Genomic DNA, 20,027 nt, shown 5'->3' with positions numbered 1-20,027 from the left:
GTGAGGATTAGACAACATGAACCTAGAAAAATTTGTTGATGAGCTGCCAATTCCAGAAGTTGCGGAGCCCATCAAAAAGAACCCAAGACAAACGTATTATGAAATTGCTATGGAGGAGGTATTTCTAAAAGTTCATAGAGACCTGCCCCCAACCAAACTATGGACCTATAATGGCAGTTTGCCTGGTCCAACCATTCATGCGAATCGAAATGAAAAAGTCAAAGTGAAATGGATGAACAAATTGCCACTTAAGCATTTTCTACCGGTCGATCACACCATTCACGAAGGCCATCATGATGAACCAGAAGTCAAAACCGTCGTTCATTTACATGGAGGTGTCACACCAGCAAGCAGTGACGGCTATCCAGAGGCTTGGTTTTCACGAGACTTTGAAGCAACCGGCCCCTTCTTTGAACGAGAAGTGTACGAATACCCAAATCATCAGCAAGCCTGCACATTGTGGTATCACGATCATGCGATGGCATTGACACGACTAAATGTGTACGCCGGTTTAGCTGGGTTTTATTTGATCTCAGATGCATTTGAAAAGTCCTTAGAGCTGCCGAAAGATGACTATGACATTCCTTTAATGATTATGGACCGTACGTTTCAGGAGGATGGCTCTCTGTTTTATCCAAGCAGACCAAACAACACGCCAGAAGACAGTGACCTACCAGATCCGTCCATCGTGCCCTTCTTTTGCGGAGAAACCATTTTGGTCAATGGAAAAGTATGGCCATATTTAGAAGTAGAACCACGAAAATACCGTTTTCGTATTTTAAATGCATCCAATACAAGAACTTACGAGCTGCATCTAGACAACGATGCGACGATTTTGCAAATTGGATCTGATGGCGGCTTTTTGCCAAGACCTGTTCACCATCAATCCTTTAGCATTGCTCCTGCTGAGCGATTTGATGTCATCATCGATTTTTCAGCTTACGAAAACAAAACGATTATCCTTAAAAATAAAGCCGGCTGCGGACAGGAAGTAAATCCTGAAACAGATGCCAACATCATGCAATTTAAAGTCACACGTCCGCTAAAAGGAAGAGCGCCTAAAACATTAAGGCCTATTTTCAAACCGCTTCCACCGCTCCGGCCTAGTCGAGCTGATAAAGAGCGCACGCTCACTCTTACGGGTACACAGGATAAATACGGACGCCCCATTTTATTGCTGGATAACCATTTTTGGAATGACCCCGTCACGGAAAATCCTCGGCTGGGCAGTGTAGAGGTTTGGTCCATCGTCAATCCAACAAGGGGTACACATCCCATTCATTTACACCTTGTTCAATTTAGGGTGATAGACAGAAGACCATTTGATACAGAGGTCTATCAATCGACAGGGGACATTGTGTATACAGGACCGAACGAAGCCCCTCCTTTACATGAACAAGGATACAAGGATACCATTCAAGCGCATGCCGGTGAAGTCATTCGAATCATCGCTCGCTTTGTTCCATACAGCGGCAGGTATGTGTGGCATTGTCATATATTAGAGCACGAAGATTATGACATGATGCGGCCGATGGATATTATTTAGTAACATGAAACCGATCCTCCGTCACATACGTAAAAACATGTATTAAGTAAATCATTACGAAGGGCTAACAGACAGCGATATATTAGCCCTTTCCTTCCTTTTCATTGAAGCATTCTAAAATAAAACAAAGCATGACTTAAAATGGCATTTATTTGTACATTCAACACTTAAAAAGTTGACGCAGCAAACCGATAATACTACTATATACCCATTGCATCTATCAAAAGGCACATTTGCCACAATGAACGAACAAATGGAAAATTGCGATAAAAAACGGAGGAGTTCAATTTGAATGAAGAAAAAGAGACTTGCCAGATCACACAAGAAACAGCGGCAGGTAACATAGAGAAGCTTTCAATTCAGAAAAACGAGAGCATTCGGTCAAATATTGAACAGCTAACAATTGAACTCGGTGAACAAAAAGAATTCAACCACTTCATATTAGATGAAAAACAAAAGGCCATCAGCACATTATCTGCCCTCATTACAAAAGGCGATTGTGATGAAGAATTAAAGACTCATTTTGAACAAGCATTACATATCGGACTTTCTGTCATAGAGATCATGGAGATTATTAAGCACTGTACAAAAGTTGCTGGATTCCCTCACTCCATTAATGCCCTGTTTATCTTTCAAAACTTATTAGACAATAACACCAAATAAATCAGTGAAAACGAGAAGCCATCTGTCCTCTCGTTTTTTATGTCCATTCATATTACTCTCTTTCTTTTCCTCTGTCACATAAGCAAAATACGAAAATACCACACATTTCCCACCTTAAAAACTGATTTTCCTTACATAAATTCCTCAATTTCTGCAACATGTCAAACGTCAAAATAAAAAAACGTCCAGTTATATAAAAATAACTGAACGTACCTTTTATCGATTGACAGTGAAATTGTTAACAATCCCGCCATCCTTCTCCCATGCGGCTTCCACTGTTTTTTTCTTGATATCGTATTCAAAAATCGTTCTTACCTTTGCTTTTCGTCCGGTGTCATCCTTTAATTCCTTTGCGTTTTTAGCAACACCTAAGAAATAAACAGAAGACCCATCCGTAGAAAATTGCGGCTGTGCGGCACTTAAAATATGCACATCCTTACTGTTCTTAACAAGTGTTGCCTGTTTTCCTGTTTCTACATCTAGCATTTTAATAGAGGATACTTCTTTTTCATTTCGCACCTTCACTTCTGTATAAATCAATGTCTTATGATCTGGTGAAAATGAAATATCATTAATCGTTTGCGAGATGCGTGCAATTCGCTTCCCCTTCGCGCCTGTTTGAAGGGTGATTTTCATGGTCGTTGGTTCAGGATCTCTTCCCTTTTCATTCGCTTCGTCGGTTTTCTTGTAATCTTCTTTTAACGAATAATGCTGGATTGCCAGAAGATTTGACGCCGGATCATATGCAAAAGAACTTACCGTGTCATCCTTGCTTTTTTCTGGATACAATACATCCACTTTGTGTGTGTTGACATCAAACATAGCGACATAAAATTGTTCCCCAGAATCCTTATTATATCTAAGATATAACTGTTTCCCGTCTCCAGACAGCCTCATACTGTCGATGGAATCATCACTCGTAAATAACGTTTTTTCTTCATCCGTTTTTACATTCAGTTCTCGAATACTCACTTTTTGCGTGTCTTCATCCGTATACGTGTAATATAAAAGCTGTTTCGTAGAATCATAAGCAATCGAAGGATATGCTGTCAGTTTCTCCGTATGAAGCGCCCGGTCATGCAGATAATACGTATTGTTTAACTGTTGATCTGTAAATGAAACGAGTAATTCGTCTTTTGCATCCTGATTTGTTTTCACTTTTCCCGCATGCTTCGTCTCTTGATCCGGCTTCATCATAAAGAAAATGACGGCCGCAATCACTGCGACTCCGATGACCGTGATGATCCACCATGTTGATTTTTTCATTGCCTTTCAGACCCTCTCTACAAGAAAAGAAGCCAGAAAATGAACTTTTCCCGCTTCTTTGCATGCCTATGTATTAATAAGTGTAATGTCCTTTTACGACACCTTTACTTGTTTTATACCCAAGTGCTTTGAATGCTTTTGGACTAACGTCTAATACAGCGTTTGGCATTCTACCTACATCATATTTATATACTGTAATCACTTTATGTGGTTTCGCTTTAGTTGTCACTCTTAATTTTGTACCTTTTTTCGGTACGTCAAATCCCATTTTAGTTGCTGCATCCCAATGACCGAGTTTTTTTCCATCTGCGCCTTTTTTACCGACACCATTATACCAAGTAATATTGCCGCTTACTTTTTTTGCACTTGCTCCATGTGAGAAACTAAACGCCAAAAATAAACTAGCTACTGTTACGATTGTCGCGATAAGCTTTTTATTCATTAAAAAATCCTCCGTATTTGGTTTCTGAACTCATTATACATGAAGATGCACCCTTTTATTTTACAGACACGTTACAATTCGAATACAAGTTGACCACTTTATGACCGGTTTTTTTCATAATTACTACCAAAACCATCCATAAAATTGTAAGTAGATCCCCCCTTTTGATTTTATATAATAAAAATGAACCCATTATAAGGAGGAGTTTTCATGAAAAAGTGGTTTATCGTTTTGAGTGTAAGTTTGACCTTTGTTTTGATGCTATCAACTATCCCAGCATCTGCAGCTAGCCCACGTCACGGCGCGATTGTGACACAAACGGATGAGGCCAAATGGTCGGGTATCTCAGCTGATATTGTACTACCGAAAACAGCTACCATTAAAAATGGCTATGCGGACTGGTATCTCGGCCTCGGTTCTGCCGTTGTAGAGAGCGGTATTTCAAAAACGTCTTCTGGCTACAAGGTCTTTCTGGGCAGCGGCTCACAAGGCGGCAGCAAATACTGGAACAGCGAATACGATAAGAGCATTAAGGATGGCGCACGCGTCAACTTAAAGCTCATCAATAATGGTGATGGCACAGTGTCACTATACGTCAATGGGACATTGCGCTATAAACAGCCTGTTTACAACCCTAGCCGTCTGAAAAACCTCGATGTCGTCAAGATGGTACACGGTGTACAAGATAATGGAACAAACAGCTACTCACAAGCAAGCTTCTCAAATGTACAGCTTCGTGCAAATACTTCAGGAAGCGTCTATAAAAAATGGGATGGATCCATCAAATCATCGCTTTTACGTAAAAATTTAGAGTCTGGTGCTGCGGCTCCTAAATTCACCGTCATTTCTTCTGTTCCATTAAGTACAAGCCTTTCAGCACAATAAGAAAAAAGCGCCCTTTTTTGGGTGCTTCAGATTGTTGACAAAGGGCTAAAATGAACTTTATTTTAGCCCTTTGTTTTCTTTTCAGCGTGATAGAAAACCTTTGAAGTCTAGGAAGGACGAGCATCGGAGCGGAGCGAATTTGACATTCGTGAGCACCGGAGCGCAGACCTGACAACGAATGCGAAGGTTTGTCTACACGCTGAAGCGCCCTTTTTGGGTGTTTTTTATTGTTCACAGCATATCAACACTTCTCTTTTAATCAAATCAAGGATTCGTGGTAACATAAACATACATACTTCGAAGAAAAAAGGAGAACGAACGTGAAAAAAAGTCTACTTGTTTTCATGAGCCTAGTTGCAAGTCTCTTCATGCTAGCAGCTTGCTCAAATACGGCAAACGAACAAAAAACAGAAACGAAGGCACTTCCAACGATTAATGAACGCATTCAAAAAGAAACGAAAGAAGTGATGGAGCAGTCTAAACTTATAAAAGACACTGATATCACTGTTGATCAACAGAAAAAAGTCATTTCTTTACATGTAACAGCTTCTTCTGATACCAATAGTGATTACGCTGAAGTCATCGGTTTAAACTTTGCCAAGACGCTGGCCATTGGGGCATCAACTGAAAAAGAAAACAACCTGCACAAACCCGAAAATGACAGCCTTGGCGCCCTCTATTCCTTTTACGACCTAAACATCACCGTGAAACAAGAAAACGGTAAAGTGCTGGCAAAAGGAACGAAAAAAACAAATGAAACAAAGATCACTTGGGAAAGAGCACAGTAATTTAGAAAAGCTTGTAGAGGATCGCTCTACAAGCTTTTTTCAAGTTTATACAAACAAATCGTCTCTCATCGCATCGACCAGTGTGTGAATATCTGAGTGAGCCCATGATGCTAATCGTACCAACAAATCATCTATACACTCATACAAATGACGTTCCCTCAAAATATACTCCTTATAAAATGGAATGACAAAGAAATAGAGCAAATCAGCCAATTCAAGCGCAACGATATCGTTATCCTCAACTTCTAATGCCTGTCCAACACGTTGAATCAGCCAATGCAAATCTGCTTTCTTTTCAATCGGAACATACATCAGTTGATGAATATTATCCGTATCCTTCAATTGTAAAATCCGCTCAGCCGCTTCCTTTGACAGCGCCCCAATTTCTGTAGAAGATATATTCACAATCGCTAATTCATCCTCTGATCTCACTTGATTCATTTGCAGCAAGTTTTGGTCCATCTCGACTCACTCCCCATTTCTCAGATACTTTTATTATAAGGAATCGATCTGATTTTTTATGGAAATAGTGGATTTTTTTATGTAATTTTAAAGAAAATGTGACATTCTAAGCCAAGGTATCTCATTTCTCTCAAAACAAAAAAGCATTCTTGATCATAAGAGTGCTTTTCTCATACTTCCTATAACCTTTCTTTCATCGCCTCAGCCATTTCCACTCCACCCTCTGCTTCATCTTTTCAATGATGTGAGCTAATCCTTTTCGTGGCGATTTTGGCTTAGCTTAAAGGCAGCCTAAACTTTATCAATGATGATCTTAGAGCCTACAATGCCTTTCATTTGCTCTCCTTCCCCATAATGAAGGCGAGTACCCCTGACTGAACAAGCCCAAGCTTTTGATAGAAAGTCTTCGCGTTCTCCAAGGCTTAAATATCGACCTAATCTTGGTTTTTGAAAAAACTGCTTAAATAAATCCTTATAATTAATTTGCTAAATCTACAGTTCCCTTCCTCTTTCATAACATCATCTCCAGTTTTATTAGCCACTATTCGTAAGAAGTCCACATAGGTTGAAATTAGAATTTATACTTTTGACAACCAACATTTAAAATGATGAATATCATGGTTTAATTTAGGAACTATAAAAAGGTGACCAATCGTCAAGAAAGGGAGGTCGCTTAATGAATATTTTACAATTAGGGAGGATGACAATGGGAATTTTAAGTGGAAATCCAACGGATGAACCTATGCACTATGGTGAAGTGTTTGGTACATGGTCTTACTTGATGGTAGCTAAAGGTTTAGTTGCTGGTTATCAAACCCACTTAAACCATGCAGGTGACGAAGACTTACAAAAATTAATTGAAGAAGCTATTCAAGGTGCGCAACAAGAAATCAAAGAAATTGAAACTTTATTAAAAGAAAATGGAATTGGCTTACCTCCAACACCTCCTGAACGACCTAAAGCTTGTATAGACGATATTCCAGTAGGAGCACGTTTTCAAGATCCAGAAATAGCCGCTGGTCTTTCGGCGAACATTGCGTCAGGATTAGTATCGTGTAGCACAATTATGGGGCAATCCATTCGAGAAGACATTGCTATGATGTTTGGACAGTTTCATACTCAAAAGGCAGCATTTGGAGCAAAAGCCCTTAGACTTAATAAAGAAAAAGGATGGTTAATTCCACCACCTCTTCATCATAGCAAAGCAGAAGATTGCTAATCATATGATGAATAAACATTAAAGAGTAGACCTTTAGGGTTTACTCTTTTCTTGCTAAGCCTTGAACTTTCTACAAAATGAAAACTCTCCTTCTCTCTATAGCCTCAAAATTTTACTATTTCCATCGATTGTCTCTGTCCCTATATCATCTAGCCCTAGAAGATCATTCCTTTAATCTCCCTAAAATATCTTCTCAGATTTAAAAGCTCACTTTACTGTATTAAACATTAATAGCAGCTTCGTCCTTGCAATTGTAGCACGTGGTGGACTACAACGATGAATATCTAGACTGAAAAGACTGGTAATATGGAAGAAAAGGCCTCCCAACAGTTAGCAAACTGATGAAAGACCTTCTCCTATAGTTAGCTTATTTGTCACAGGTTGCCTTGTTTATTAAAAACGAGGTAAATCCTTGGACAAGAAAAGCATATTATCATTTCAGGCGTTGATATAACAAGGTTTTGAAACCCTTATTACATCATGCCGCCCATGCCGCCCATGCCGCCCATATCCGGCATTCCGCCGCCTGAGCCGCCTTCTTCTGGTTTGTCAGCAACGACTGCTTCAGTTGTTAGAAGCATTGCTGCAACAGAAGCTGCGTTTTGAAGTGCAGAGCGAGTTACTTTTGTTGGGTCAACGATTCCTTTTTCGATCATGTTTACCCATTCGTTTGTTGCTGCGTTGAAGCCTACGCCAATTTCTTCGTTTTTCAAGCGCTCAACGATGACTGATCCTTCAAGACCTGCGTTGTGAGCGATTTGACGGATTGGCTCTTCAAGAGAACGTAGAACGATGTTTACACCTGTTTGAACGTCACCATCTGCTTCGATTGAAGCGACTTTTTTGTATACATTCACAAGTGCTGTACCACCACCGGATACGATACCTTCTTCAACTGCTGCACGAGTTGAGTTCAAGGCATCCTCGATACGTAGTTTACGCTCTTTTAGTTCTGTTTCAGTTGCAGCACCAACTTTGATGACAGCGACGCCACCAGCTAGTTTTGCAAGACGTTCTTGTAATTTTTCTTTATCGAATTCAGAAGTTGTTTCTTCAACTTGCGCACGGATTTGGTTGACGCGTGCTGCGATTTGAGCAGAATCTCCTGAGCCTTCTACGATCGTTGTGTTTTCTTTAGTCACAACGACTTTAGACGCGCGGCCAAGCTGACCGATTTCAGTTGATTTTAGGTCAAGTCCTAGGTCTTCTGTGATTAACTCTCCGCCAGTTAGAACAGAGATGTCTTCAAGCATTGCTTTACGACGATCACCGAATCCAGGTGCTTTTACTGCCACTGCGTTGAATGTTCCACGAAGTTTGTTCACAACAAGTGTTGCAAGTGCTTCGCCTTCTACATCTTCAGCAATGATCAACAATGGTTTTCCTTGTTGTACAACTTGCTCAAGTACAGGAAGGATTTCTTGAATGTTTGTGATCTTTTTATCCGTGATTAAGATGTAAGGATTTTCAAGAACTGCTTCCATCTTATCAGAATCCGTCACCATGTATGGTGAAGCATATCCGCGGTCAAACTGCATTCCTTCAACCACTTCAAGCTCAGTTGTGAACCCTTTAGATTCTTCGATTGTAATCACGCCGTCGTTACCTACACGCTCCATTGCTTCAGCGATTAGGCTTCCCACTTCTTCATCTGCTGCAGAAATAGACGCAACTTGAGCAATTGATTCTTTACCTTCGATTGGTTTAGAAATCTCGTGCAAGCCTTCAAGTGCTACTTTCACTGCTTCTTCGATCCCTTTACGAACGCCAACAGGGTTTGCACCAGCTGTTACGTTTTTAAGACCTTCACGGATCATCGCTTGAGCTAGAACTGTTGCAGTCGTTGTACCGTCACCAGCTACGTCGTTTGTTTTGCTTGCAACTTCAGCCACAAGTTTTGCACCCATGTTTTCAAATGCATCTTCTAATTCGATTTCTTTTGCAATCGTTACACCATCATTTGTGATAAGTGGAGAACCGAATTTTTTCTCAAGAACCACGTTACGTCCTTTAGGTCCTAAAGTTACTTTTACAGCATCTGCAAGTGCATCTACACCACGTAACATCGCGCGACGTGCTTCTTCACTGAACTTAATATCTTTTGCCATAATAACGAAACCTCCTCAGTCTTTTTAAAAATGTATCTCAATGTTTTTTATGTGATTAACCAATAACAGCTAAAATGTCGCTCTCACGAAGGATTAAATATTCTTTGCCTTCATATTTCACTTCAGTGCCTGCATATTTTGAGAAGATAATGCGGTCGCCTGTGTTTACTTCTAACGCAACGCGCTCACCACTTTCAAGTACACGGCCTGAACCTGCTGCAACAATTTTACCTTCTTGCGGTTTTTCTTTTGCAGAATCCGGTAACACAATACCGCTAGCGGTTTTTTCCTCAGATTCAACGAGTTCAATGATTACGCGATCGCCTAATGGCTTTAACATAAGAAACAACCTCCTCAATTTTTATATGTAGTCTTTTTTTAGCACTCATCACCAGTGAGTGCTAACACATTTATTATAATAAAGAATGTCTTCTGTAATTTCAAGTAAAAACCTTTAAAAATTTTTACGCTTTCATGATCTTTTTTCAACTCAGATTCTTTCCTTTTCATCGAAAAAGAAGACTTGTGTTACAATAAATCTAGTTCTTTTAGTAAAGGGGTTTTCGTTACTTGAAAAAACAATATTGGTATATCATCTTAACGTATATATTGGTGCAGGTTTCTGCGATTCCTTATGTGTTCATCATGAAGTGGTTAGGTTACATTCAGACACCGATGACACAAGCAGAGCTCTCTAAATTGTCAGGTACATGGACAATCATCAGCTTCTGTGTCGGATTAATCATTATTCTGCTCATCCTTCGGACTGTACCAAGAGCTTCACTTCGAAATGAAGCACCGGTTTCAACCGGCGCGGCAATCGTTTGGATCATTGTCGGTTTCTTTCTTTCCCTCTTAGCACAATCAATTGCGGGGGCGATTGAACAATATGCATTTGGCATTGGCCGAGAATCCGAAAATACTCAAAACATTTTAGCCATTATGGATGCAGTTCCATGGCTTGTGATCGTCATCGCCCTGATTGGACCGATATTAGAGGAAATTATTTTTCGAAAAATCATCTTTGGGGTGGTTTATGAAAAAACGAATTTTTTCATTGGAGCACTTGTCAGTTCAGTGGTTTTCGCTGCTGTACACAATGATTTTCCCCACATCTTGCTCTATACCGCAATGGGCTTTACCTTTGCCTTTTTATATGCGAAAACAAAACGAATCATTGTTCCAATCGGTGCTCATATGCTGATGAACTCGCTCGTTATTCTTGTGCAGATTGAGCCAGTAAGAAAAATGATTGAAGAACAATCTCAAACAATGCAAATGATTATTGGAGGCTTTTTCTCATGAGAAACCCTGTTGTATGGGGCATCATTTATTTTGCCGTAGGTGTGGCTTTCACCTATATGGCCATTCAAAATCCAGGTGACATGTGGTCATTTTACAGCATTTTGCTGATGGTGTTTGCGGCCTATAATATTAATATCTCGCTCAAAATGTTTGCTTTCTCTGTTAAACTTAAAAAACAGCAGCAAAAATAAATCAAAAACCATTTTCCGAACATGGAAAATGGTTTTTTTATGGAGGACCAGTTTTCATGGAACAAGAAAAACTGAACATCTTAAATGAGCAGCATGAAACGATTGGAGTCGCTGCACGATCAGATATCCACGCCCAAGGCCTTTGGCATGAAACCTTTCATTTCTGGCTTCTCAAAAAGGAACATGACACCATGTATCTCTATTTTCAGCTAAGAAGTCCCGCCAAAAAGGATTTCCCTTCTCTTTTTGATATCACCGCAGCAGGTCACCTTCTTGCAAATGAACAGCCTTCTGACGGTATGAGAGAGGTAGAAGAAGAGATTGGTCTTACTATACCTTTTGAGGATTTGACCTTTGCAGGAGTTATACAGGATGAAATCCATCTATCCGATTTGACTGATCGTGAATTTTGCCATGTCTATCTTTATGTCCATCAAGAAGAGCAGATGAACATTCAATTACAAAAAGAAGAAGTCGCTGGACTTTACAGAGCAAAGCTAATGGATGCACAGCAGCTTTTCACAAGAAAATGTGAAAACATGCAGCTGGAGGGCTTTGAAATTGATGAAACCGGAGAACGATGTGAGGAAAGCAGAGTAGTCTGTATACAAGATTTTGTACCGCATAAGCCTTCCTATTATCAGCATCTATTTCAAGCGATCAATCAATTCCTTTCATAATAGAAAAAGCATCGTGACCCTTTTTTGGATCACGATGCTTCTTTATGTGACATCATAACTTTCTTTCTCCTCTGTCTCTGTTTGCTGCATTTTGCGATAGGTCACTCTCGAAATGACGATACTCACTTCGTATAAAACGAGCATCGGCAAAGTAACCATGAGGTGAGAAACGATCTCTGGCGGTGTAATGAGTGCGGCAATGACAAGGAGGACAAAATAGGCATACTTCCGTATTTTTGATAAAAACATCGGTGTGATGATGCCAAGTCTTGTGAGAAACATCAACACAACTGGCATCTGAAACAAAAAGCCAAATGGAAGTGTTAACTGCATCAGAAATGTAAAATACTCATGAATCCCAATGACTTGCTCTACATTTAAATCATTCGACATCCGTATCATAAAATCAACGACAAACGGAAACAAAATAAAATAAGAGAAAGCCACACCGCTCAAAAATAAAAGCAGTGCAATCGGAATATAAGCAAGTGTCACCTTTCTTTCTTTTTCATATAAACCGGGGCTCACAAACGCCCAAAGCTGATACAAAATCACGGGACACGTCAAAATCAAAGCAATGACAAATGCGAACTGCATAAACACGTACAGCGGATCTGTGAGCTTAAATGCATTTAGTGTCAGTGTGGCCGCTTCATCGGTATTTTGTAAATACACAATGACCGGCTTAGCAAGAAAAAAACCAGCCACCATAAAGGCGACAAAAAACATCGCAATGATCACTAAACGTTTTCGCAGTTCCACAATATGCTCCATAAGCGGCATATCTTTGACATTCATGAAGCTCATCCTATTCTACTGATCTTCTTTTTTCTTACTTTCTTCCTGATCATCAGCTAAACCCTTTGTGGCATTTTTGAATTCACGTAATGTATCTCCTGCTGCTCTTCCTAATTGAGGAAGCTTTTTCGGCCCAAAAATAATGAGCGCAACAATCGCAATCAGAACCAAACTTCCAGGACCAATCGGACCCATTTGCTCCACCCCCTTTACCCCTTTTCGTCAATCCTCCTGTGTAATAGAGTAATGCTTTAAGAAATACACAAGAGACTGAAGTTCAACCGCCAAATCTATATGATGAATTCGAATGTGTTCCGGCACATTCAATCGGGCCGGCGTAAAATTAAGGATCCCTTTGATGCCAAGGGCAATCAAACGATCTGTAATGGGTTGAGCTGCTACGGCAGGTACTGTCAAAATGGCAACAGGAATATCTCCTACCTCTTGAACATGCTCTTCAAGCTTATCCAAATCATAGACAGGCACTCCGCCTATCTCACTTCCTATTTTACTCTCATTGACGTCAAAAGCCATTGAAATTTTTGTATTATTGTTTTTGATGAAATTATAGTGTAAAAATGCAGTCCCTAAATTCCCGACACCGATGAGCATGACATTGGTCATTTCATCTTGGTCAAGTGTCTTTCTAAAGAAGGTCAATAGGTAATCGACATTATAGCCATACCCTTTCTTCCCAAGTGCACCAAAGTACGAAAAATCTCGGCGAATGGTAGCAGAATCCACTTTGACTGCATCACTAAGCTCTGCTGATGACACCCTTTGTTTTCCTGATGCATGCAGATTTTTTAAAAAACGGTAATATAGCGGCAAACGTTTGGCTGTCGCTTGTGGAATTTTTGACTGATCTATATTCATATAAGGTCCTCCAACTTAAATATCAGATGCTCTGTGAAAATCACCGTTTTTCCCGCCTGTCTTTTCAATTAAATAGGTAGGACCGATGATCATGCCTTTATCAATCGCTTTGCACATGTCGTAAACAGTCAGTGCACATACTGAAGCAGAAGTGAGCGCTTCCATCTCCACACCCGTACTTCCTTTTGTTTTCACTTGTACTTGTATGTTCAGAATGTGCGCATTTCCGTCTTCCTCCCAATCAAAGGAGATATCCACACCTTTTAGTGCAAGCGGATGACACATTGGAATGATGGTAGATGTTTGCTTTGCTGCCATGATGCCAGCAACCTGTGCAACAGACAGCACATCGCCTTTTCCAATTTCACGTTGCTCTATTTTATGAAACACTTCTTTTATCATACGAACACTTGAAACAGCAATGGCGGTTCTCACGGTAGACGATTTGTCACTAATGTCGACCATCTTTGCTCTTCCCTGTTCGTTAAAGTGGCTAAATTGACTCATCTTTTCAACGCTCCCTCACTCAAATGATACACTATTTTTTCCTATCTGTCTTTCATTTGAATATGGCGATTGTATGTATCATTTGCCGGTTTACTGCTGATAAGCTACACTTAACATATTATAGCAGAGGTGAAGTTACATGATGATTCTACAAGTGAATCAGCTGTCCAAATCGTTTGGTGCTGATACCGTTTTAACGAATATAAAATTGGAAGTGAAAGCAAGGGATCGGATTGCCATTGTAGGTCGTAACGGCGCAGGCAAATCCACCCTTTTGAAAATCATCGCCGGTCAATTGTCTTACGAGCAAGGTGAGATCATCAAACCGAAAGACCTATCGATTGGCTATTTAGCACAGCATACCGATGTGACGTCTACACGTACGTTAAAAGACGAATTATTATCGGTTTTTGATCATTTGAAAATGATGGAACAAGAGATGAGAACCATCGAGGAGAAAATGGCTTCCTCCACAAGTTCGGAGCTTGATTCCCTCATGAAAACCTATGATAGGCTGCAGCAGGAATTTAAAGATCAAGGCGGCTATCAATACGAAGCAGACGTCCGCTCCATTCTTCATGGACTCGGCTTTAGTCACTTTGAAGATGAGACAACCGTTCAATCCTTAAGCGGCGGCCAGAAAACCCGTCTAGCACTTGGAAAGCTCTTATTAATGAAACCGGAGCTCTTAATTCTGGACGAGCCGACAAACCATTTAGATATTGATACCTTATCATGGCTGGAGCAGTATTTGCAAAATTATACAGGCGCCATTCTGATCGTATCCCATGACCGCTACTTCTTAGACAAAGTGGTGAATCATGTATATGAAGTCTCAAGAACTGCTATGAAAAAGTTTGCAGGCAACTATAGTAAGTATCTTGATCTGAAAGCTGAGCAGCTAGAGCGCGATATGAAGCTTTACGAAAAGCAGCAAGAAGAAATCTCAAAACTTCAAGATTTCGTAGATCGCAACCTAGCCAGAGCATCAACCACAAAGCGCGCTCAGAGCAGACGCAAGCAGCTGGAACGGATGGATCGTATAGATAAGCCATTAGGTGATGAAAAATCGGCAAACTTTCATTTTGATATTACGAGACAAAGCGGCAATGATGTGCTGAAAGTACATGATCTCGACATTCGTTATGATGAAAAAACACCGCTTCTGTCCTCTCTTTCTTTTCAGATCAAACGCGAGGATAGCGTAGCACTCATTGGTCCTAATGGAATCGGGAAATCAACCCTTTTAAAAACGTTAACGAACACATTAAAGCCTGTAAAAGGAGACATCACCTTTGGATCTCATGTCACAATCGGCTACTATGACCAAGAACAAGCCAAACTGACATCCTCCAAAAAAGTGCTTAATGAGCTTTGGGATGACTATCCTCATATGAATGAAAAAGAAATTCGGACATGTTTAGGGAACTTCCTCTTTTCCGGTGACGACGTCTTAAAGCCCGTTCATGCATTAAGCGGCGGAGAAAAAGCGCGCCTTGCCCTGGCAAAGCTGATGCTCCAAAAAGCCAATTTCCTGATACTTGATGAGCCTACGAACCATTTGGACTTAGATAGTAAAGAAATTCTAGAAAATGCACTGATTGATTATCCAGGAACCATCTTATTTGTCTCGCATGACCGTTATTTTATCAACCGTCTGGCAACGAAAGTATTCGAGCTGTCGCCAACAGAAACAAAAGAGTATCTCGGTGATTATGACTACTACCTTGAAAAGAAAAATGAACAATTAGAGCTTGAGGCGATTCAAGAAAATGAGGCGCTTAAAAAACAAGCAGCAAAGCCCGTTGAAACGGCAAAGCTTTCTTATGCGGAAGAAAAAGAACTGAAAAAGAAAGAAAGACAAAAGCAGCGCAGAATCGAGGAAATTGAAGAGCGGATTGCTAACATTGAAGCGAAGCTTGGTGAAAATGAAGAGCTTCTATGTGATCCTGCCATTTTTCAAGATCACGAGAAGGTCCAAAACATTCAAACAGAAAATGATACGCTTCATCAAGAGCTGGAATCCCTTTTCGCAGAGTGGGAAGAGCTATCCGAATCTTAAAGAGTGCCCTAATGGGTGCTCTTTTTTCTTTTAGTGAAAATTTATTATCCACATTAGTATCCACAATAACTTCTTTATTATTCTTTTAAAAATTGGACTTATCCACTTTATCCACAGAGATTTAATCACATATCCACATGAAAGACCATATTTGTGCACATACACTTCATTTTAAAACGAAATTTTCTAATAATTGTGGATATATCACGTTTACATGTGAATAAATCGCTTTCATTAAAAATGAAAAAAACCTGTGTATCCACAGGAATTTTCATTCATATGAGACAAGCGGTAAGCCCGGCTGGCCATTCATCGCCATATCGCCTCTTATACCTTTTTCAAACGCAATGGTTCCAGCAGCAGCGATCATGGCTGCATTGTCTGTGCAAAGAGATAACGGTGGAATGATGACCTTCACGTCAGGAAGCTTTGTGAGTGCTGTCGTTAAGGCTTCTCTCAGTCCTTTATTGGCAGCGACTCCACCAGCTAGGACAACCTGCTTGACGCCATAGGCCTCAGCCGCTTTTAATGTTTTCCCAACAAGCACCTCAATGACACTTGCTTGAAAGCTTGCTGCCAAATTCTCTGGAGCAATTGTTTCTCCTTTTTGAGATGCATTGTGTAGTGTGTTAATAACAGCTGATTTTAATCCACTAAAGCTAAAGTGATAGGAACCTTCTTCAAGCCATGCACGAGGAAGCTTAATCGTTGGCTCTCCTTCATGTGCTAACCGATCAATATGAGGTCCGCCTGGATACGGAAGACCCATCGTCCGGGCCACTTTATCGTAAGCTTCTCCTGCCGCATCATCTAATGTTTCTCCGATCACCTCAAAAGAGCCGTGCTCTTTCATTAGCACAAGCTCAGTATGTCCACCAGAGACAACAAGAGCCAAGCACGGAAACTGCAATTCATCTACAAGTTGGTTTGCATAAATATGCCCCGCAATATGATGGACACCAACAAGAGGAATTTGATGGGCAAAGCTCAGTGCCTTGGCTGCATTGACACCGATCAGAAGGGCACCAACTAAGCCTGGTCCTTCTGTGACAGCAATGGCATCTAAATCCTGAAAGCTCATATTCGCCTGTGCCATTACTTCTTCTAACACGATGGTGACTTGCTCCACGTGATGCCTTGAAGCAATTTCTGGCACAACTCCGCCAAACCGTTTATGGCTTTCTATTTGTGATGCGACCACATTCGCTACTATTTCTTTTCCATTTTTCACAATAGATGCAGCTGTTTCATCACAGCTTGTCTCTATACCTAATATGAATCGATCTGTTTGTTCATTCATTTATATTCACCCACATGACCAATGCATCTTCTCCATTATCCGTATAATAATTCTTTCGAATAGAAGCTGGTCTGAAACCAAGCTTTTCATAAAGGGATTGTGCAGGTGTATTTGAAACCCGCACCTCTAAAGAAAGATGATCTGTCTTTTTTTCTTTACAAAATTCCATGACATATCGCAGCAATGCTTCCCCGTAACCCTTTCCTCTATGCTCAGGGAGAATCGCAATATTCGTAATTTGTGCATCGTCCATGACGATCCAGACCCCGCAATACCCAACAGGCTGCTCATCTTCTTCAATGAGGAAATAATGGCTGTACTGGTTATGAAGAATCTCATAGACAAATGATTCTTTTTTCCAAGGGGCAGTAAACGAATGCACTTCAATCGTATACACCTCTGGAATGTCCGCTACCGTCATTTTTCGAATCTCGGTTATGTTGAGATTATTTTTGTCCTTCAAGCCATTTCACTTCCGCTTCTGCCATACGAATATAGTTAGGAACAAGCTGATGGACATCTTCAGCAGGACGATCTGCCCCTAAAAACGCAAGCATTGAAGGTCTTGGGTTATGAAAAGCTCCCTCTGCTATCACAGCCGTTTCTCCTAAAATGGAGCGAATGCTCTCTTCATGAAGATGCACATCCTGTCCAAGGAATAGGACAGGCTTTCCTGTCTGCTTCAGCTCATGAAGCCAATCCGTGAGCAAGATATTTTGGTCTTGTTTGATCTCTTGGATCTTTCCTTCTTCAAACGTATATAGTCCAGTATAAACTTGTCCTCTTCTCGCATCAAATAGTGGTGAGATCCATCCATCAAAGTATTGACCATTTGCCGCAAGTGTTTCTAAACTCGAAACAGCCGATATCGGAATAGACAGCGTCCATGCGAGTGTTTTTGCAATGGTCACACCGATTCGAACACCAGTGTAGGAACCAGGTCCTTTCGCTACAACAATTTTACATAGCTCACTTGGGGCTACACCACATTCTTTCATCAATGCCTCAACAGTCGGCATTGCTCGGACGGAATGGTTCTTTTTTAAATACGTAATGCTCTCACCAATCACTGTGGAATTTTTGACAAGGGCAATTCCTAGTGTATGGTTTGACGTATCAATTGCCAGTATGGTCAAATTCTTTCATCTCCTTACAAAGAGCCTCATAGCGGTCCCCTTTTGCACTAAACGTGAGATGACGTTCTTCTTCACGTTCTGTTCTTAGTATTTCTATTTTCAAATAGGAGGAAGGCAATTGAGGTCCAATGAGATGTGCCCACTCAACCAAGCATACACCTTCGCCCTCAAAATATTCTTCGAGCCCGATATCTTCTTCCGCATCTTCCATGCGGTACACATCCATATGATAAAGTGGCAGTCTGCCTTCGGTATATTCTTTAATAATCGTAAAGGTAGGGCTGTTGACGATACGGGTAATCCCTAAGCCTTCTGCAAAACCTTTTGAAAAAGTCGTTTTGCCTGCGCCTAAATCCCCTTCTAATGTCAAAACATCGCCTGGCATCACAAGTTTGGCCAATGCAGCGGCAATTCGTTTCGTCTCATCCGCACCTTTTGTCGTCCACATTAATTTCACTGTGGATGTCACCTCATTTCTTAAAATGATTATATCCTTTTTTCGTTAACATTGTTTGCTGTTCATTGTCTTTTAATAGAACACTTGCTGTTTGGCCACCTTTGACTTGTCCAATACGGGTGATGTAAATGTGTGCTTTTCTGCATTGCATTTCAAAGCTTTCCCAATCAGCCTCTGGAATCGTACCAGTTAATACAAAGTCTTCCCCGCCAAATAACACCCATTCCAGCCAGTCTTTACGCAGCACTGGTAAAACTGGATGTATGGGGAGCTTGTTTGTTTCTATTTCTATCGTCACATGACTCGCTTCGGCTATCTCATTCAGCTCACTCGCTAATCCATCACTCACATCATTCAAGGCGACCCGCGGGAAGCTTGAGCAAATGAGACCAGCAGCAATGTGTGGCTGAGGCTTTTTATGACGCTCAAGAAAAAAAGCTGTGTCGACTGCCTTGGGAGGGGCTACTTCGTTCATTAAAAGTGATAAGCCAGCAGCTGATGAACCCAGCTCACCTGTGACAAAGACGACGTCTCCTGTCTGAGCACTGTGACGATAACAAGCTTTTCCCTTTGGTACTTCGCCAATGACCGTTACTGTAATGACAAAGTCACTGCGAGTGGCCACCGTATCTCCACCAATCAAATCCATTTGATAAGTATCAGCGAGTGCTTTCATTCCCTCGTAAAGAGCTGAAACGACCGTCTCATCACCATGAGGCCGAATCGCAATTGATACAAGATAATACTTTGGGGTTCCTCCCATTGCGGCGATATCACTGACATTGACCGCTAGTGCTTTAAAGCCAATCTCAAAAGGTGTGGAAAAATCAAAGCGAAAATGGACATGCTCCACCATTGTATCAACACAAACGACCTCTTCACAATGTGAATGAGGTTGATAAACACTTGCATCATCTCCGATGCCCATAATTAAAGAACGCTGATGTGTTTCTTTTGGTGTAATTCGGCGAATAAGATCAAATTCATCCATAAAAAGACAGCCCCTTCATGCAATCAATTGATTGAATAGACACGATGTCAGACATAATTAGTATTAGTGTAAGCCAATATGAGTTTCAGTTTCAATTAAAAATGATATAAAGAAAGCCTGGTATGAAAAAACCAGGCTGGGTTGAAGTGATCTATCTTTTTTTACATAACGTGTAGCCAAACACAAACCCATTCAATGTATCTTGGATACGTATGAAAAGAAAAAGACATAAAAAAAAACGAAACTATACGTTTTCGTTTACAAGTCATAAAAATGGCGGTCCGGACGGGACTCGAACCCGCGACCTCCTGCGTGACAGGCAGGCATTCTAACCAACTGAACTAC

At 40.7% G+C, this 20,027-nt stretch carries 24 protein-coding genes and 1 tRNA gene; 9 read left to right on the top strand and 16 right to left on the bottom strand.

The annotated features are described in order from the left end of the window. Positions 1-16 precede the first annotated feature (16 nt). Positions 17-1,546 carry a multicopper oxidase family protein gene (locus SB660_RS11290; protein ID WP_061406972.1) on the top strand — a complete coding sequence of 510 codons (1,530 nt, stop codon included), beginning with the start codon at positions 17-19 and terminating at the stop codon, positions 1,544-1,546. A 288-nt stretch (positions 1,547-1,834) separates the two neighbouring features. After that, complete coding sequence (locus tag SB660_RS11285) at positions 1,835-2,209, top strand: carboxymuconolactone decarboxylase family protein (RefSeq protein ID WP_058015553.1); 375 nt, start codon at positions 1,835-1,837, stop codon at positions 2,207-2,209. Here the strand turns inward: SB660_RS11285 and SB660_RS11280 are convergent. From SB660_RS11280 to SB660_RS11270, 3 genes are all read right to left on the bottom strand, one after another. Beyond that, positions 2,189-2,311 (bottom strand): hypothetical protein, encoded by a 123-nt coding sequence (locus SB660_RS11280; protein WP_257474570.1) that lies wholly within the window; start codon positions 2,309-2,311, stop codon positions 2,189-2,191. The two genes, SB660_RS11285 and SB660_RS11280, sit on opposite strands and share 21 nt — an antisense overlap. A gap of 114 nt (positions 2,312-2,425) precedes the next feature. After that, positions 2,426-3,475, bottom strand: coding sequence for a WD40 repeat domain-containing protein (locus SB660_RS11275; RefSeq protein WP_410582577.1), 1,050 nt, complete (start codon positions 3,473-3,475; stop codon positions 2,426-2,428). A 73-nt stretch (positions 3,476-3,548) separates the two neighbouring features. Next, the gene (locus SB660_RS11270) at positions 3,549-3,917 is read right to left on the bottom strand and encodes an RlpA-like double-psi beta-barrel domain-containing protein (protein WP_003213878.1); all 369 of its coding nucleotides are present in this window, start codon (positions 3,915-3,917) and stop codon (positions 3,549-3,551) included. Positions 3,918-4,127: 210 nt separating this feature from the next. Between SB660_RS11270 and SB660_RS11265 the strand changes: the two genes are divergently transcribed. Together SB660_RS11265 and SB660_RS11260 are read left to right on the top strand one after the other, a co-directional pair. Continuing rightward, positions 4,128-4,802, top strand: a complete 675-nt coding sequence (locus SB660_RS11265; protein ID WP_169057230.1) for a hypothetical protein — start codon at positions 4,128-4,130, stop codon at positions 4,800-4,802. Between the two features lie 320 nt (positions 4,803-5,122). Further along, positions 5,123-5,590 carry a hypothetical protein gene (locus SB660_RS11260; protein ID WP_180309479.1) on the top strand — a complete coding sequence of 156 codons (468 nt, stop codon included), beginning with the start codon at positions 5,123-5,125 and terminating at the stop codon, positions 5,588-5,590. 45 nt (positions 5,591-5,635) lie between these two features. On the opposite strand, the gene SB660_RS11255 is transcribed toward SB660_RS11260, so the two are convergent. Then, a complete protein-coding gene (locus SB660_RS11255) occupies positions 5,636-6,052 on the bottom strand; it encodes a hypothetical protein (RefSeq protein ID WP_410582574.1) in 417 nt (138 codons plus the stop codon). Positions 6,053-6,758: 706 nt separating this feature from the next. Between SB660_RS11255 and SB660_RS11250 the strand changes: the two genes are divergently transcribed. Continuing rightward, a complete protein-coding gene (locus SB660_RS11250; protein WP_180310827.1) occupies positions 6,759-7,271 on the top strand; it encodes a DUF3231 family protein in 513 nt (170 codons plus the stop codon). A gap of 473 nt (positions 7,272-7,744) precedes the next feature. Here the strand turns inward: SB660_RS11250 and groL are convergent, their stop codons facing one another. Beyond that, complete coding sequence (groL, locus tag SB660_RS11245; RefSeq protein ID WP_034320371.1) at positions 7,745-9,379, bottom strand: chaperonin GroEL; 1,635 nt, start codon at positions 9,377-9,379, stop codon at positions 7,745-7,747. A gap of 55 nt (positions 9,380-9,434) precedes the next feature. Next, complete coding sequence (gene groES / locus SB660_RS11240; protein ID WP_003214120.1) at positions 9,435-9,719, bottom strand: co-chaperone GroES; 285 nt, start codon at positions 9,717-9,719, stop codon at positions 9,435-9,437. 230 nt (positions 9,720-9,949) lie between these two features. Between groES and SB660_RS11235 the strand changes: the two genes are divergently transcribed. The 3 genes from SB660_RS11235 to SB660_RS11225 are packed head-to-tail and all read left to right on the top strand — an operon-like array spanning position 9,950 to position 11,555. Then, a complete protein-coding gene (locus SB660_RS11235; protein ID WP_410582571.1) occupies positions 9,950-10,684 on the top strand; it encodes a CPBP family intramembrane glutamic endopeptidase in 735 nt (244 codons plus the stop codon). Beyond that, complete coding sequence (locus SB660_RS11230; protein WP_058015561.1) at positions 10,681-10,875, top strand: YdiK family protein; 195 nt, start codon at positions 10,681-10,683, stop codon at positions 10,873-10,875. Before SB660_RS11235 ends, SB660_RS11230 begins: the two co-directional genes overlap by 4 nt. 56 nt (positions 10,876-10,931) lie before the next feature. Next, entirely contained in the window at positions 10,932-11,555 is a 624-nt protein-coding gene (locus tag SB660_RS11225) for an NUDIX hydrolase (RefSeq protein WP_410582569.1), read from the top strand. A 42-nt stretch (positions 11,556-11,597) separates the two neighbouring features. Here the strand turns inward: SB660_RS11225 and tatC are convergent, their stop codons facing one another. Genes tatC through moaC form a run of 4 tightly spaced genes read right to left on the bottom strand, consistent with a single transcriptional unit; the run spans position 11,598 to position 13,736 of the window. Continuing rightward, complete coding sequence (gene tatC, locus SB660_RS11220) at positions 11,598-12,362, bottom strand: twin-arginine translocase subunit TatC (RefSeq protein WP_410582567.1); 765 nt, start codon at positions 12,360-12,362, stop codon at positions 11,598-11,600. Between the two features lie 6 nt (positions 12,363-12,368). Next, on the bottom strand, positions 12,369-12,548 hold the full coding sequence (locus SB660_RS11215) for a twin-arginine translocase TatA/TatE family subunit (RefSeq protein ID WP_058015564.1): 180 nt from the start codon (positions 12,546-12,548) through the stop codon (positions 12,369-12,371). Between the two features lie 27 nt (positions 12,549-12,575). Further along, positions 12,576-13,229, bottom strand: coding sequence for a redox-sensing transcriptional repressor Rex (locus tag SB660_RS11210; protein ID WP_012009076.1), 654 nt, complete (start codon positions 13,227-13,229; stop codon positions 12,576-12,578). 15 nt (positions 13,230-13,244) lie between these two features. After that, complete coding sequence (gene moaC, locus SB660_RS11205; protein WP_180309483.1) at positions 13,245-13,736, bottom strand: cyclic pyranopterin monophosphate synthase MoaC; 492 nt, start codon at positions 13,734-13,736, stop codon at positions 13,245-13,247. Positions 13,737-13,875: 139 nt separating this feature from the next. Here moaC and abc-f point away from each other — a divergent pair, with 139 nt between their 5' ends. Beyond that, the gene (abc-f, locus tag SB660_RS11200; RefSeq protein ID WP_169057222.1) at positions 13,876-15,798 is read left to right on the top strand and encodes a ribosomal protection-like ABC-F family protein; all 1,923 of its coding nucleotides are present in this window, start codon (positions 13,876-13,878) and stop codon (positions 15,796-15,798) included. Positions 15,799-16,069: 271 nt separating this feature from the next. Here the strand turns inward: abc-f and tsaD are convergent, their stop codons facing one another. The 6 genes from tsaD to SB660_RS11170 form a co-directional block, all read right to left on the bottom strand. Further along, on the bottom strand, positions 16,070-17,098 hold the full coding sequence (gene tsaD, locus SB660_RS11195) for a tRNA (adenosine(37)-N6)-threonylcarbamoyltransferase complex transferase subunit TsaD (protein WP_306011773.1): 1,029 nt from the start codon (positions 17,096-17,098) through the stop codon (positions 16,070-16,072). Beyond that, entirely contained in the window at positions 17,091-17,519 is a 429-nt protein-coding gene (gene rimI / locus SB660_RS11190) for a ribosomal protein S18-alanine N-acetyltransferase (protein ID WP_003214231.1), read from the bottom strand. Before rimI ends, tsaD begins: the two co-directional genes overlap by 8 nt. Positions 17,520-17,544: 25 nt before the next feature. Next, the gene (tsaB, locus tag SB660_RS11185; RefSeq protein WP_169057220.1) at positions 17,545-18,234 is read right to left on the bottom strand and encodes a tRNA (adenosine(37)-N6)-threonylcarbamoyltransferase complex dimerization subunit type 1 TsaB; all 690 of its coding nucleotides are present in this window, start codon (positions 18,232-18,234) and stop codon (positions 17,545-17,547) included. Next, positions 18,215-18,682, bottom strand: coding sequence for a tRNA (adenosine(37)-N6)-threonylcarbamoyltransferase complex ATPase subunit type 1 TsaE (gene tsaE / locus SB660_RS11180; RefSeq protein ID WP_410582809.1), 468 nt, complete (start codon positions 18,680-18,682; stop codon positions 18,215-18,217). The genes tsaB and tsaE overlap by 20 nt, the downstream gene beginning before the upstream one ends. A 22-nt stretch (positions 18,683-18,704) precedes the next feature. After that, positions 18,705-19,682, bottom strand: coding sequence for a thiamine-phosphate kinase (gene thiL / locus SB660_RS11175; RefSeq protein ID WP_410582563.1), 978 nt, complete (start codon positions 19,680-19,682; stop codon positions 18,705-18,707). 274 nt (positions 19,683-19,956) lie between these two features. Continuing rightward, a tRNA-Asp gene (locus tag SB660_RS11170) sits at positions 19,957-20,027 on the bottom strand.

Source organism: Bacillus sp. SIMBA_005 (assembly GCF_046535585.1).
Lineage (GTDB): Bacteria > Bacillota > Bacilli > Bacillales > Bacillaceae > Bacillus > Bacillus pumilus.
The sequence above is the reverse complement of the archived record's forward strand: the minus strand, read 5'-3'. Positions and strand labels throughout refer to the sequence as shown.